The 14,984-nt window shown below is 53.9% G+C and carries 14 protein-coding genes and 1 tRNA gene; 11 read left to right on the top strand and 4 right to left on the bottom strand.

Features of this window, described 5'->3' with window-relative positions:
- The first annotated feature begins 149 nt into the window (after positions 1-149).
- On the top strand, positions 150-956 hold the full coding sequence (gene fabI / locus ACFQND_RS12690; RefSeq protein WP_371436748.1) for an enoyl-ACP reductase FabI: 807 nt from the start codon (positions 150-152) through the stop codon (positions 954-956).
- 238 nt (positions 957-1,194) lie between these two features.
- Positions 1,195-2,121: a DNA ligase gene (locus tag ACFQND_RS12695; RefSeq protein ID WP_371436747.1), complete on the top strand. Its 927-nt coding sequence runs from the start codon at positions 1,195-1,197 to the stop codon at positions 2,119-2,121.
- Between the two features lie 105 nt (positions 2,122-2,226).
- Here ACFQND_RS12695 and ACFQND_RS12700 read toward each other — a convergent pair whose 3' ends face one another.
- Entirely contained in the window at positions 2,227-4,515 is a 2,289-nt protein-coding gene (locus ACFQND_RS12700; RefSeq protein WP_371436746.1) for an Orn/Lys/Arg family decarboxylase, read from the bottom strand.
- Positions 4,516-4,693: 178 nt separating this feature from the next.
- On the opposite strand from ACFQND_RS12700, the gene ACFQND_RS12705 reads away from it, so the two are divergent.
- The 5 genes from ACFQND_RS12705 to ACFQND_RS12725 all read left to right on the top strand — a co-directional run bounded on the left by ACFQND_RS12705 (position 4,694) and on the right by ACFQND_RS12725 (position 8,087).
- Entirely contained in the window at positions 4,694-5,134 is a 441-nt protein-coding gene (locus ACFQND_RS12705) for an NfeD family protein (RefSeq protein WP_371436745.1), read from the top strand.
- Positions 5,135-5,209: 75 nt separating this feature from the next.
- Entirely contained in the window at positions 5,210-6,121 is a 912-nt protein-coding gene (locus ACFQND_RS12710; protein ID WP_371436744.1) for an SPFH domain-containing protein, read from the top strand.
- 23 nt (positions 6,122-6,144) lie between these two features.
- Entirely contained in the window at positions 6,145-6,519 is a 375-nt protein-coding gene (locus ACFQND_RS12715) for a DUF2237 family protein (RefSeq protein ID WP_371436743.1), read from the top strand.
- 77 nt (positions 6,520-6,596) lie between these two features.
- Positions 6,597-6,686 (top strand) — tRNA-Ser (locus ACFQND_RS12720).
- 174 nt (positions 6,687-6,860) lie between these two features.
- Positions 6,861-8,087: a tyrosine-type recombinase/integrase gene (locus tag ACFQND_RS12725; RefSeq protein WP_371436742.1), complete on the top strand. Its 1,227-nt coding sequence runs from the start codon at positions 6,861-6,863 to the stop codon at positions 8,085-8,087.
- Positions 8,088-8,178: 91 nt separating this feature from the next.
- Here ACFQND_RS12725 and ACFQND_RS12730 read toward each other — a convergent pair whose 3' ends face one another.
- The 3 genes from ACFQND_RS12730 to ACFQND_RS12740 form a co-directional block, all read right to left on the bottom strand.
- Entirely contained in the window at positions 8,179-9,006 is an 828-nt protein-coding gene (locus ACFQND_RS12730) for a hypothetical protein (RefSeq protein ID WP_377413721.1), read from the bottom strand.
- A gap of 284 nt (positions 9,007-9,290) precedes the next feature.
- Positions 9,291-9,920, bottom strand: coding sequence for a hypothetical protein (locus ACFQND_RS12735; protein ID WP_377413725.1), 630 nt, complete (start codon positions 9,918-9,920; stop codon positions 9,291-9,293).
- Positions 9,921-10,039: 119 nt separating this feature from the next.
- The gene (locus tag ACFQND_RS12740; RefSeq protein ID WP_377413728.1) at positions 10,040-10,999 is read right to left on the bottom strand and encodes a YagK/YfjJ domain-containing protein; all 960 of its coding nucleotides are present in this window, start codon (positions 10,997-10,999) and stop codon (positions 10,040-10,042) included.
- 693 nt (positions 11,000-11,692) lie between these two features.
- Here ACFQND_RS12740 and ACFQND_RS12745 point away from each other — a divergent pair.
- The 4 genes from ACFQND_RS12745 to ACFQND_RS12760 all read left to right on the top strand — a co-directional run bounded on the left by ACFQND_RS12745 (position 11,693) and on the right by ACFQND_RS12760 (position 14,871).
- Entirely contained in the window at positions 11,693-11,926 is a 234-nt protein-coding gene (locus tag ACFQND_RS12745) for a helix-turn-helix transcriptional regulator (protein ID WP_377413731.1), read from the top strand.
- 732 nt (positions 11,927-12,658) lie between these two features.
- On the top strand, positions 12,659-13,450 hold the full coding sequence (locus ACFQND_RS12750; RefSeq protein ID WP_377413734.1) for a COG4705 family protein: 792 nt from the start codon (positions 12,659-12,661) through the stop codon (positions 13,448-13,450).
- Positions 13,451-13,499: 49 nt separating this feature from the next.
- Positions 13,500-13,952, top strand: coding sequence for a hypothetical protein (locus ACFQND_RS12755; RefSeq protein WP_377413737.1), 453 nt, complete (start codon positions 13,500-13,502; stop codon positions 13,950-13,952).
- A 196-nt stretch (positions 13,953-14,148) separates the two neighbouring features.
- A complete protein-coding gene (locus tag ACFQND_RS12760) occupies positions 14,149-14,871 on the top strand; it encodes a phosphatase PAP2 family protein (RefSeq protein ID WP_377413740.1) in 723 nt (240 codons plus the stop codon).
- Positions 14,872-14,984 lie beyond the last annotated feature (113 nt).

The raw sequence follows: 14,984 nt of genomic DNA on the forward strand, positions 1-14,984 counted from the left end.
AAACCTAGGCTCTACAGAGGTAAATGCAACTCCTGGCTTACTGAAATGAAGCTAACTACAGGCGACTTCGAATCGCACCATGCGACAATTCTGCACTACTTGAGCGGGTGTCAAATACGGCCCCGTACACCACACACTGGAGCATATACATGGGTTTTCTTGCCGGAAAAAAACTGCTGATCACGGGCGTCCTGTCCAACCGCTCGATTGCCTATGGCATCGCCAAGGCCTGCCATGCGCAAGGCGCCGAACTGGCATTCAGCTACGTGGGTGAGCGTTTCAAGGACCGCATCACCGAGTTTGCCGCCGACTTCGACTCCAAGCTTATTTTTGACTGCGATGTCGGCAGCGACGAGCAGATCAACCAGATGTTCACCGACCTGTCCGCCAGCTGGCCGACCTTTGACGGTTTTGTGCACAGCATCGGTTTTGCGCCGCGCGAGGCGATTGCCGGCGACTTCCTCGAAGGCCTGAACCGCGAGAGCTTTCGCATTGCGCACGACATCAGCGCCTACAGCTTCCCGGCCATGGCCAAGGCGGCCCTGCCCTACCTGAACCCGAAGTCGGCCTTGCTGACCCTGACCTACCTGGGTGCGCTGCGTGTCTTGCCCAACTACAACACCATGGGCCTGGCCAAAGCCTCGCTGGAAGCCAGCGTGCGCTACCTGGCCGAGTCGCTGGGCAACAAGGGCACGGGCATGCGGGTCAATGGCATCAGCGCCGGCCCGATCAAGACGCTGGCCGCCAGCGGCATCAAGGACTTCGGCAAGATGCTCAAGGCCACCGCAGCCAGCCCGATTCGCCGCAATGTGACGATTGAAGACGTAGGCAATGTCGCAGCCTTCCTGCTCAGCGACCTGGCCGGCGGCGTCAGCGCCGAAATCACCTACGTGGACGGCGGTTTCAGCCAGGTGGTAGGCGGCATCACCGACCCGGCAGAAGCTGCAGGCGCCTGAAAAACCAGCCAGCTTGCTATAAAAACAATAGCTGGCTGCGCACACAGGACGGAGGCCACGGGCATAAAAGGCTTCAAATTCAGGCATTTTGAGAAAGTAAAACAGCCCACCGGCATGCCATTTCAGGGATTAAATTGGGCTATAGCCCAATAGAAAAGCGCGCAGGCAGCTGTAAAAACAGTAGCGCCGCAGTTACCGGGAAACAGCAGAGCGGCCAAGCCGCCAACAGGGAGACCCCATGAAACAGCCTTCACATCGCCTGAGCGCCCTCCTGCGCGCCAGCCTGCTGTCCGTGTTGCTGGCATCGGCCGGGCTTGTGGCGCTGCCAGCTGCGCTGGCGCAGGAGACAAGCGCTGCAAAGGGCCGGCCCGTGCTGATGCTGGCCAATGTTTACCGCCCTGGCGTCGTGCTCAAGGACTACTGGGTAAGCGAAAAATACGACGGCGTGCGCGGCTTCTGGGATGGCGAAAAACTGCTGACCCGCGGCGGTGAACGGGTTATGGCGCCGGCCTGGTTCACGGCGGGCTGGCCAAAAACGCCCATGGATGGCGAACTCTGGGCCGGGCGCGGCCAGTTCTCCAAAGCGGTATCCACTGTCCGGCAACAAACGCCCAGCGCGACCACAGACGCGGACTGGCGCGGCATTCGTTTTATGGTGTTTGACCTGCCAGCGCAACCCGGCTCTTTTACCGAGCGCATTCCGCCACTCAATGCTTTGGTTGCCCAGATCAAACAGCCGTGGGTGGTGGCGGTGGCACAGTACCGCGTTGCAGACCACGCCGCGCTGCAGGCCCAGCTGAAAAAAACCGTCAAGCTTGGCGGTGAAGGCCTGATGCTGCATAGGGGCGACTCGCTTTACAAAGGGCTGCGCAACGACGACCTGCTCAAGGTCAAGACACATGAAGATGCCGAAGCCCGCGTGATCGCCCATATTCCCGGCAAAGGCAAAAACGCCGGGCGACTGGGCGCGCTGCTGGTTGAGATGCCCGCGGAAGCCGGAAAACCTGCTCTGCGATTCAAGCTGGGTACCGGCTTGAGCGATGCGCAGCGCAACAATCCGCCGCCCATCGGCACGCTGGTCACCTACCGCTACCGGGGCCTGAATGACAGCGGCATTCCGCGTTTCGCCAGCTTTATGCGGGTACGCGAAGACGGACTGAATTGATCAATCTCCGCTTGTCCTGAGCTTGTCGAAGGATGGCTTCGACAGGGCCTGTCCTGAGCCCGTCGGGGCTCAGCCCGAACAGATAAACAGGGCGTGGCTTGAGGCCTATCTCTTCACGCAGTCCGCGTAATAACGCAGCTTGCCCTTGGCATCGACCTCGCCTACCAGCCCGTGGATGTCGGTCTCAAAACCCGGGCACTGTGAATTGAACTCGCGCGCAAACTTCAGGTAGTCAACGATTTTCTTGTTGAAAACCTCGCCGGGAATCAGCAAGGGGATGCCCGGTGGGTACGGCGTCACCAGGCCCACCGTGATGCGGCCTTCCAGGTGGTCGATTTCCACCCGCTCGGTCTTGCGCTGGGCAATATGGGCATAGGCCTCGCTCGGCTTCATGGCCGGGGCCAGGTCGCTCAAATACACCTCGGTCGTCAGGCGGGCGATGTCGTATTTGGCGTACAGCGCGTGGATGTGCTGGCACAGGTCGGCCAGTCCCATCTGTTCGTACTTCGGGTACTTCTGGCAGAACTCGGGCAGGATGCGCCACATCGGCTGGTTCTTGGCGTAGTCGTCCTTGAACTGCTGCAGCGCCGTCAGCAATGTGTTCCATCGGCCCTTGGTGATGCCGATGGTGAACATGATGAAGAAGCTGTACAGGCCCGTCTTCTCGACGATCACGCCATGCTCGGCCAGGAATTTGGTCACGATGCTGGCCGGGATGCCGGTTTTCGCAAACTTGCCGTTCAGGTCCAGCCCGGGCGTGACGATGGTGGATTTGATCGGGTCCAGCATGTTGAAGCCGGTTGCCATCTGCCCGAAGCCGTGCCAGTTGTTGGCGCCGTTTTTGGCCATCTTGGCGCTGCGTGACTCGCCCTTGATGATCCAGTCCTTGGCCTCGCCTATACCCTCTTCCACCAGCTTGTCCGGCCCCCAGACCTTGAACCACCAGTCGCTGCCATATTCCTCTGCGATCTTGCGCATGGCGCGGCGGAAATCCAGGGACTCGGCAATGCTTTCCTCCACCAGTGCGGTGCCGCCTGGCGGCTCCATCATGGCGGCGGCCACATCGCAGCTGGCGATGATGCTGTATTGCGGCGAGGTCGATGTATGCATCAGGTAGGCCTCATTGAAGAGGTGCCTGTCGAGCTTGACGTCCTGCGAGTCCTGCACCAGTACATGGCTGGCCTGGCTGATACCGGCCAGCAGCTTGTGGATCGATTGCGTGGCGTAGACCACCGCATTTTTTGGCCGGATGCGGTTCTTGCCCATGGCATGGTAAGTGCCGTAGAAGGGATGGAATGCCGCGTGCGGCAGCCAGGCCTCGTCAAAATGCAGGTTGTCGACATAACCGTCGAGCATGCCCTTGATGGTTTCAGTGTTGTACAGCACGCCGTCGTAAGTGGACTGCGTCAGTGTCAGCACCCGCGGCTTGACGGTTTCTGCGTCAACGCCCTTGAGCAGCGGGTTGGCCGCAATCTTGGCGCGAATGGCTTCCGGCTCGAACTCGCTCTGCGGGATGGGGCCGATGATGCCGAAGTGGTTGCGCGTGGGCTTCAAGAACACAGGCACCGCGCCCGTCATGATGATGGCGTGCAGGATGGACTTGTGGCAGTTGCGGTCCACCACCACCACATCGTCCGGCGCCACAGTGTGGTGCCAGACCATCTTGTTGCTGGTGGACGTGCCGTTGGTCACGAAAAAACAGTGATCGGCATTGAAGATGCGCGCCGCATTGCGCTCGCTGGCGCCAATCGCGCCGTTGTGGTCCAGCAGTTGGCCCAGTTCTTCCACCGCGTTGCAGACGTCGGCGCGCAGCATGTTTTCACCATAAAACTGGTGGTACATCTGGCCGACCGGGCTTTTCAGGAAGGCCACGCCGCCGGAGTGACCCGGGCAGTGCCAGGAGTAGGAGCCGTCTTCAGCGTAGTCCAGCAGCGCCTTGAAGAAGGGCGGCTGTACCCCTTCGAGGTAGCTTTTGGCTTCCCGCAGGATGTGGCGCGCCACAAATTCGGGCGTGTCCTCGAACATATGGATAAAACCATGCAACTCGCGCAGGATGTCGTTGGGGATGTGGCGCGAGGTCTTGGTCTCGCCGTACACATAAATCGGCACATCCAGGTTCTTGCGGCGCACTTCTTCAATGAAATTGCGCAGGTCCAGCACGGCCGGGTCCAGGTCCGGGCCCGGGGTGAATTCCTCATCGTCGATCGACAGGATAAAGGCACTGGCGCGGCTTTGTTGTTGCGCGAACTGCGACAGGTCGCCGTAGCTGGTCACGCCAAGCACTTCAAAACCCTCGGTCTCGATGGCTTGCGCGAGCGCACGGATACCCAGGCCCGAGGTGTTCTCGGAGCGGAAGTCTTCGTCAATGATGACGATGGGAAAACGGAATTTCATAAGCGTGGTGTATCGTGCTGGCGGTGTAATGACACAGGTGCAGCTGCCGTTTGAGGCTGCGCGAATGTGCGAAGTGTACGGAAATAATGTGTCTGCCCCATTGTGCGGGGGCTATTTGCCTCAAAATGTAGCTCGGTGCCTACAAATCAGAGGCAAACAAAAGTAAAGGGAACAGTTCATGGCGGAATCGACCATCTGGTGGTTGCTGGCAGGCGCGGCAGTGGCCATAGAGCTCGCAACAGGCACTTTTTACCTGCTGATGCTGTGCATGGGCATGGTTGCCGCGGCCATCTCCGCGCACCTGGGACTGCCTGTTACCGGCCAGATCATCACGGCCGCCATTGTAGGCGGTGGTGCAGTTGCGCTCTGGCACTGGCGCAAGAGCAAGCAGCCAAAGGTAGCACCTGTCAATGCGAACCCTGATGTGCACATCGATATCGGGGAGCCCGTACAGGTTGAGCGCTGGAATGCCGATGGCACGGCCAGCGTGAAATACCGCGGCGCCAACTGGACAGCCGTGCTGGCCGCAACAGCGCCCGGTTCACCGGATTCACATGGTCCCGGTCAGTTCCGCATCAAGGAGATGCAGGGTAGCCGGCTGGTGATTGAAAAACCCTGACCATCGCTCAGGGTTTTGTAGTTTCGAAAAAAGCTGCGGCATCTTGCCCGCAACATCTCATCTACTGGAGAAATAATGGAAATCGCGCTCATCATACTTATCGTTGCGGTCATCTTTATCGTGCGCAGCATCAAGGTTGTTCCACAGCAAAATGCCTGGGTGGTGGAGCGGCTGGGCAAATACCACGGCTCGCTGACGCCGGGACTGAATTTCCTGGTGCCTTTTGTCGACAAGGTGGCCTACAAACACAGCCTCAAGGAAATCCCGCTCGACGTTCCAAGCCAGGTCTGCATCACGCGCGACAACACCCAGCTCCAGGTCGATGGTATTTTGTATTTCCAGGTCACCGACCCCATGCGCGCCAGCTACGGCTCGTCCAACTACATCGTGGCCGTCACCCAACTGGCCCAGACCTCGCTGCGCTCCGTCATCGGCAAGCTTGAGCTGGACAAGACCTTTGAAGAACGCGACATCATCAATGCGCAAGTCGTGGCCGCCATTGACGAAGCAGCGCTGAACTGGGGCGTGAAGGTTCTGCGCTACGAGATCAAGGACCTGACGCCGCCAAAGGAGATCCTGCATGCCATGCAGTCGCAGATCACGGCTGAGCGTGAAAAGCGCGCGCTGATCGCCGCCTCCGAAGGCCGCCGCCAGGAACAGATCAACATCGCCACCGGCGAACGCGAGGCCTTTATTGCCCGCTCGGAAGGCGAAAAACTGGCAGCCATCAATAACGCACAGGGTGAAGCCGCAGCCATCATGGCCGTGGCCGATGCCAATGCAAAAGCCATTGAACTCGTGGCAGCGGCCATTCGCCAGCCCGGCGGCGAGCAGGCGGTGCAGCTTAAGGTGGCGGAAAAAGCCGTCGAGGCCTATTCGCAGGTTGCAAAAGAATCCAAAACCACGCTGATAGTGCCCAGCAACATGACCGAAGTGTCGGCATTGATAGGCTCGGCCATGAAGATGGTGCAGGTCAACAAGGCCTGATTACAGGACTGCCGGGGCCCGCAATGGAAACACAAAATGTCCTGGGCACGGCGCTTGTGCCCTGCTCCTACGACCCGCTCACGGGTTATTTTCGTGACGGCTGCTGTAATACGGACGCTTCCGACCTGGGCTCGCATCTGGTTTGTGTGCGTGTCACCAAAGAGTTTCTGGCATTTTCAGTGGCGCGCGGCAATGACCTCGTTACGCCACGGCCGGAATACCGGTTTGCCGGCCTGAAAGCCGGCGACCGCTGGTGTCTATGCGCCAACCGCTGGCGCGAAGCCCTGGAGGCGGGCATGGCGCCGCCCGTGGTACTGGAGTCCACCCACCTCAGCGCCCTGAGATTTGTCACACTGGAGCAGCTGGAAAAGCATCGCTTTCACGGGGTGCTTCACTAAATGCAGCATTTCCGCAGGCCTTGTCCCACCGGACGGCGTCAAACCCCGCCGAGGACTGCTACAATCAGAGGCTTCGCGGAAGGGTGGATGAGCGGTTTAAGTCACACGCCTGGAAAGCGTGCGTAGGGTTAAACCTACCGCGGGTTCGAATCCCGCCTCTTCCGCCAACGATCAATCCAGTTTGATCCAATACAGTCTCCAAACTGTCCTGAAAGCCCCACTAGCTGGGGCTTTTTTGTTTTTTATTGTCCAGTCTTGTTTTTTGACATCCGGCCGTTTTGGGGGCAAAGTTGGGGGCATAAAGTAGGGGCGATTCCCCTATGTACTGAAAAGTCCCCCAAATGCCCCTAACAGACACTGCTTGCAAAAACGCTAAATGCCCTGCGGACAAAGCCCGAACACGCTTCACCGACGCGGGTGGACTGTATTTGGAGGTAGTTCCCACCGGGGGCAAACACTGGCGCTGGAAATATCGGTTTGGTGGGAAAGAAAAGCGTCTTGCGCTTGGCACTTACCCCCAAGTCAGCTTGGCGATAGCCCGCAGGACTCGTGATGATGCCCGTGTGATGCTTAAATCCGGTACCGACCCGGTTGCAGCCAAGCAGGACTTGAAGCGCGTCGCCAAAGTGAGCCTTGAGACAACCTTTGAGCCCGTCGCTCGCGCCTGGCATGAACACTGGAAGAGCTCCAAGTCTCCTCGCCATGCCGACTATGTTCTGCGCCGGCTTGAGGCAGATGTCTTTCCTGAGATCGGCAAACGCCCTATCGCAGACCTGACCGCGCCCATATTGCTGGCTGTGGCGAAGAAAATCGAGACGCGAGGTGCCGTTGACATTGCAAAACGCGCCTGGCAAACCTGCGGCCAGATCTTTAGGTACGCCGTAGCAAATGGCCTATTGGAGCGCAACCCAGCTACTGACGTGAAACCCTCTGACGCACTCAAACCCCGCATCAAAACCCACTATGCCCGGCTTGAGGCCAAAGAAATGCCTGAGCTGCTGCGAAAAATTGAGGCATACCAAGGTACCCCAGCCACACGCCTTTCTATGAAACTGATGGCTTTGACGTTCGTGCGTACCGGAGAGCTGATTGCGGCTCACTGGGATGAGTTTGACTTGGAGGCCGCAGAATGGCGCATTCCAAAAGAACGAATGAAGATGAAAACGCCGCACGTCGTGCCACTTTCTACTCAAGCAGTAGAGGTCCTGGCTGCCATCCATGAGCTGAGGGGCTTGAACGGATTGCTTTTCCACGGCGAACGTGATCATGACAAACCGATGAGCAACAACACGATATTGGGTGCACTTAAGCGCATGGGGTACGCCGGCCGAATGACGGGCCACGGGTTTCGGGGTGTTGCTTCGACGATTCTGCATGAAATGGGTCACCGTCACGACATCATCGAGTTGCAGCTGGCCCACCAGGAGCGTAACGACGTCAGCGCTGCATACAACTTCGCCACCTACTTACCCCAACGCCGCAAGATGATGCAGGAGTGGGCGGATCATCTGGACAAAATGCGAAGTAACGCAAAGTTTCTATCCATTGCGGGCACAAAAAGGGCATAAATCATGACCAGCCAAAAGGTTCATAGCTGAATTTAATTTGCGCACAGCCTAGAAGGTTGCGGATTGATAGCATCGCCCTTCAAAGCTCGTCCTAATCCTGTAACTTATGCCAGTTTTTTAAATCTTTAAAAACCATATCAACCACAGCTGAGCGAGTTATACCTCTGTCATTAGCCAACTTATTAATGTTTCTATTGGCAGCTATTGACAGAGAAAAATTTCGCTGCTTTTTATCTGGATTTTCTCTTGCTCTTCTATTATTAAAATACGATTGTGTAGATTTAAAATCCAACCTTAGTTGCGCTGCATTCGCTCTATTCTTGTAATAGAAAATGCGGATGTCTTCAACATCTCCAAATCTTTCAAAATACGGACTGGCACTCGCATTAGGATAACGTTTTCTAAAGTTATAGTCTGCGGCAACGACTTTATCCGGGTCGTCATTAAACCAATCCAGATAGTTCATCTCACGAACAATCCTAGAGACTTCCTTGGCCACGCCAGAGACGTACATTTCTTTGTCCGTGGTTGATATTCCGTCAATGAAAAATATGAATTTTTCTTTTGTTTGAAATTTTGATACTAAATAACCGCGAACATTGAAGTGCTGGAGCAAGATAAAAATTTGCTCTTCAATTAAAGATAATTGTGATCGCGACTCTCCGATGAAGTCGAACGCATCGATATCAATTTTTGATTCCCTCAAATACCTATAGATAACAAGCTGTTCTCCAACACTTTTATTCAGCTGTAGATGTGTTGCTATTTGGCGCTTCACTTCAAATAAAGGATTTTGATAGGTATCGCTATCAATTCCTAACGTTCCAACCATAAATCGTAATTCCCTCATTCCCCCATTGAACGAAGGAAAGGTTTCGTTGAATTTACGCAGCAAAAAATCATTAGTAGAGATAGTCACAAGCACTTCGATATGTAGCCGTCATACATAAATCATACTGCGCAAATACCGGTGTAATCAGCAGAAAATCCGGATATTTTCAAGGTTGCATCTAGGTGTTAACACTCGCTAATGACTACGCGTGCATGCCTATAGCCCGTTTTCGGTGATTCAGTAGCCGCGCATTTCAACTTCCAGACCCAAACTTTCTGAGTGCTTAGTCGAAGGACTAGTGGGGCGATTTCCTGCTTTTGCGCCCATAAGCCTTCGCTTAGCGGCCATCGATAGCAACCAGCAAGCTCGAATCAGATTGAATCTTTTCTCTTGCCATCTCTAGAAATCCAGCCAGCCCACCGCGCAATAAATTTGTTCCCTTCTTCGGTTGCGAGGAATTGCTTTGCTTCCGTGGACCCTTCCGGCACGAATGACCGCAAGCTTGCTGCGATATCCTTACCCTTCCCCTTTACATGAAGGAACGAATTTTTAAGTGGATTCGCAGATGAAGTGTCAGGAGGCAAGTCAGAGTTCTTGAATATCGTCATCGGCTGGCCTTTGGCGCCAGGCACCTTGATGACTAGAATTGGCGGTCCAAGATCTCGTCCCCTTGCTGCGGAACTAGCCCCACTCTTTCTGCCATTGGCTCTGAAGGTCACTCCAAACGAATTGGCACCGGCCTTGAAAGCATTGATATCGTAGATTGCCTCGATACTGGGAAGCATTGATGGGTCTTCTTCAACCAATTCCTTAATGCTGATCGGCGGCTTAGCTTCAAGCATCTTTTCGACTATCGAAGCGACCGCCAGTTTTCGTTCCTTTCGTAAGGCGAGCTGGGCCTCGTTGAATTTCTTAACCTCCTCGTAAATCCTCGGATCTGTAGACCCGTTCCTGATTAGTTCAATCAATTCGTCTCGGCGTGCTGGTTCTTTATGTTGCATTTGTCTTCCAGATGAAAATCACATCTTATCCCAGAGATCAATTAATACATTACTCCTGGAAATGAATCGTATTTCGCAAGCGAAGATAGAACCGTCGATGTATAAATCCTCCGCAATGCCTATATTGGGATTTCCAAGGTCTCTTGAACACGTGGTCTACCTCTAACGCTACCATCACACTCAACAAGCTCTCCCCGCCCCATGGTGCGAAAGTTCTTGGTGGGTCGATACGGCAGGTGCTGCTCCATTTTGAATAGATAGTCGATGACGGAATTCAGGTTATGGATCATTCTTTCATCGCGGTGGTCAATTAACCCAATTCCACATTTCCCCTGCAACAATAGAGCCTTTTTATTCAAATTACTGGAATGCGCCCAGGCCGTAATTCCAACGATTCGGTTCCAATAGGAACATACTCCCATGGCATAGTGTCCATCTTTATTAACCCTTTGACCGTTAAAAAAGAGGAGTAAATGCAGGTGAGGTCCTCTTTCAGAACCGAATTCCATCATCCAGATATAGCCAACCATAAATTCAAATAGACCATTGCTTCGCCTGTTGTGAAAGAAAAGGTCACGATGAGTTTGCAGTTGCTCAATGGTCCCGGCATTTGCTCTGTATCCAAGATCGACTCTTAAGACCATAAGCTTTGAATAGGAACGAAAAAGGCCAGAGACATATCCTTTATAAAGAATTTTCTGGCTTTCCGTTAGCACCTTACGATCTTCGATTAGTTTTGTATAGATAGAATGCCGATAGATCCTTCTGATACATAAAACAAGGTCGTTGAATAGCAATGCCTGCTCAGGCGTTACGCGATAGGGATCGAGATCATCCAGAATGAATTGCTGCTCCGCACAGCTTTCGTAAAACAACTGAACCTCAACAGAGTACGTTAACGTAAAGTCAGGACGTTGCTGGTTTGGAAGGAACAAGCTAATAAAACTTGCTAATTTAGCGTGACTCTTGATGACAGCTTTAGGTTTAACATCAAAAGGTAGCCAGATAGAGCTAATACAGAGCTGGACAAACTGTTGAATACTATCCAGATACCCTGTCGATTGAATTTGTACGTTCATTTAAATTTAATTTCTTGTTGATTATTTGATAACGATGGAATGCGAATGACGCATCCATCTATTCGACTAGTCATTTCAATACCTATAACACTTATATCCTTAATGCCTTAGTTCCTGGATGCTTGATTTGATGCACTTATCGAAAGATTTAATGCTCAACTGGGCGTATGACCAGGGTTTTAGCGGTACACATACTTATATTTATTGAACATAAAAAAATCAGCACATGCTTGTCAAACGCGAACCATGTGAATGTGCTGTGACACTCTTCCGTGTGGCTCGGATGCACACCCGACGACAAATAAATATCTGACCGCTGCCGTTCGGCATCATTCGGGTTCTTGCCCCGGTTGGGCTTACCGGCGCTTCAGCTGGGTCGCATCAAAAGCGGTTTGGCTTTGCAGGTAGCACAACCGGCAGACCCGCGACTTCTAGCGGAAAAAAAGCTTCGCAGCCGTCTATCGCAGACTCGACAAAACTTTCAGCCGCGAATTTTTAGTGCTGGCTAAGCAAGCGATCTGAGATCAGTAGTAAACGTCGTTGCAGAGCAGGTGTGACCGCCGCGAGCACCCAACGGTAAAAAATACGGCGCAGGTGGATTGATATGGACACGGCTGGAGGCGAGCCACTCAGGCATCGCAAAAGTAGTCGTCCAGGTTCAATCAATCTCAACTAGCCCTTTTAAGGATCCCTATGTCTACACGTCAACAGGTATTACGCATACGCCAGGTCTGTGCAAAGCTTTCAATCTCTCGCAGTTCGTTGTACGAGAAGATTTCGCCCCAGTCGGGGCGTTACGACGCCAGCTTTCCCCGTCCGTTCAAGATTGGTGGCGCGGCCACTGCAGTAGGATTTCTGGAGGAATCTATCGACGCCTGGATCCTCCGACAAGCTACTGCTACCACCGCTGTAGCCGGCGTGGCTTGAAAGAGCCTGGGGTGGGGGCTTAGGCCCCTCTCCCTGCCCTGCTTAAAGCCCCACCCATTCTGAGTGTCGTCAGCAGTACATTAGTCCAAGGCATGACCTTTGATTCACGTGCACCGACGTACGTAAATTTTTACATTGAAGGACGAAATCAACACCGGCCGCATCTGTCGATCACCCTCAAAAATACGAGAGTGATCGACAAGCAGCGGATGTTGATTTTTAAGATTTTGAGTAAAGCAAGGCAGTGACGCGTGAGAATTATCTGTCTCTCGGGGGGTGATTTGAGTACCCGGCGTCACTTCTGCATAACATCCGGCAGTGCCATGAAACTTTCCATGGGATTGATAAGCTCTGCGCGCAGCTTCACTCATTTGGCAAAGTATCTGCCGCTATAAAAAATGATCTTGCCTAATATCACGGGGCACTGGTTCATGCTTCTGCTACGGCCCAAGCGCCGTTGATCGCCTTTAAGGGCCAAGCAACATCCCATCTCAACGCCCGCTAAAGAATGGCTGTATGCGACCAAAGGCGATCATTGGCGATCCAGAAAATTGATGCACTCAAGATCAAGGGCTTGGGGCTCGCCGTTGCCAATTTTCTCCACTTCACCCACCCAACCTAGTCTGTTCTTTCAACACAGCTGTATGTTAATCAGTTGCCCTGCATTCACTAAGCCTGAGCTAAGTGTTGATCCACACACTTGCGCCATTAAATATGGAAGGCGGTGCAGGCATGAACACTACAACAATTGGAGATACGCCTCAGAAAATGGAGCGATTTCTCAACAAGGTTCCAGAGGTTTCTCTCGCTTTTTGGATCATCAAAATACTTTCCACCACCGTCGGCGAAACTGGCGCAGACTTCCTGGCAGTTAACGCCGGCTGGGGGCAAGGGCTCACCCGTGGCGTTATGTGCACTCTGCTGGCGATTGCGCTGATTCTTCAGTTCCGCAAGACCCGTTACACCCCGTGGACCTACTGGTTGACGGTGGTGCTCATTAGCGTCGTCGGCACGCAAATTACCGATGCATTGACCGATGGGTTGGGCGTGAGCCTTTATGTGAGCACAGGTGTATTTGCCGTGGGTCTGGCTGTGATTTTCGGACTCTGGTATTACCTGGAGCGAACCCTTTCGATTCACAAGATAACGACGCGCCGCAGGGAATTGTTTTACTGGGCTGCGGTCCTTTGTACCTTTGCGTTGGGCACCGCTGGTGGCGATCTGGCCACCGAAGCATTGGGCCTTGGCTTTATGTGGGGTTCCTTGTCATTCGGGATTCTGATTGCCGTAACCCTGGTGAGTTGGCGGTTGGGCGCAAACGCCGTTCTCATGTTCTGGATAGGCTACATCCTGACGCGACCTTTTGGCGCTGCCTTAGGTGACATGCTGACCCAAACCAAAGCCTATGGCGGTCTGGGTTTGGGCGCCATGTTGACCAGCGCCATCTTCCTGACCGTGATCGTGGTACTTGTGACCGCAGCCCAGCTCAATAGCGGTACCGCATCTGCGGCCGAAAAAGCCTAGCAGCGATTTCACCACATCATCTTTACACCAATACATCAAAGGAATCATCATGCAGTCCCTCCGTGCCTTCAAGGGTCAACTCACGACGCTCACTGTCATCGCATTGTTAGCTCTGGCAACAGGCTGCTCGAAACCGGCCGAGGTTTCTGGTGCAAAGAGTATTCAGGCAACAACGCCCGCCAGCTCAAGTACCAACGTGCCAAACAAAACTGCCTCAAAACTCGGCGACCTGTCGGCTTTTCGAGCCATTGCCGCAGACGTTGACGGCCTGGTGGGCAAAGGGGACTTACCGGCCGCCAAAACCCGGATCAAGGATCTCGAAGTGGCGTGGGATTCGGCAGAAGCCGGTTTGAAACCGAGAGATGCCGACAACTGGCATATCGTTGACAAAGCGATAGACGGCGCACTGAAGGCGCTGCGCGCAGGCACGCCCGTCGCAGCAGAATGCAAACAGGCTACAAGCGACATGCTCAAAGCAATGGACAGCGTGCAAGGCAAGTAATCCTGTTTTCATTTGCACAGAATGCCATCGCGTCGCCCGACCAAAGTCTTGATCAGGGCAGCCTTGCGCAGCGAGCCATGGAACTATTTTCATGTCAGTCTTCTACGGGTAGCTGAGAAATGGAAGGATGAAAATCCTGCCAACAAACCACTCACGTTGATATTCCCGGCTCTCGTTTCTCACCGATCGGACCTCCATGCTTGATTTCATCCGAGGCCTCAAGGCGCGCGCCCTTCAAAGACATGACAGAGCGACGTGGATGCTTTTTTTCAGACTCGCTGCCGGCGCGGTGGTGCTGATTGTCGCGACCACGATATTCGGCAACATTGCAGAGGACGTCGCAACCAGTGACTCTATCGTGCAGGTCGATAAGACTGTCGCTGATTGGTTTTACCAACATACGACTCCCGCGCTTACCAAAGTCATGCTGGTGATCACGAACATGCATGGGACATTACCTGTCTCGATGGCTGTCATTACTTTATGCGCATGGCTGGCCTGGCGCCGCAACTGGTATTGGTTGCTGTGCGTTGGCCTGACCGTGCCCGAGGGGATGCTTCTTAACGTGGGGATGAAATACGCATTCCAAAGGAGTCGGCCCAGCTTCGACAATCAGCTTCTGACGCTGACGACCTACAGCTTCCCTAGCGGTCATGTTGCCGGTGCTACGTTGTTGTACGGCGTGGTCGTTGCACTCCTGCTACCCCAGGTCAGGTCATGGAAGGCTCGCGCGCTTCTAGTCTGGGTTGCCCTTTTCATTGTGTCTGTTGTGGCAATTACCCGCATGTACCTTGGCGTGCACTATCTGACCGACGTCCTTGCAGCTTTCGCCGAAAGTATTGCGTGGCTGGCGCTTTGCATCACCGGTGTTCATGCTTACTGGGAGCGAAAGTTTTGGATTGCCCCTCCGCCTTCTTAAAACTAAATACGTCTTTACGTAAAAGAGCTGTTGGACTTGACCCGTTTTCGTAGACACATTTCAGCTTCCAGTACGAAGCTGCTCGAATGCCAGCGGGCTCAGAAGGTCAAGAT

Origin of the sequence: Polaromonas aquatica, from assembly GCF_042659145.1 — a bacterium.
Classification (GTDB): Bacteria; Pseudomonadota; Gammaproteobacteria; order Burkholderiales; family Burkholderiaceae_C; genus Polaromonas; species Polaromonas aquatica.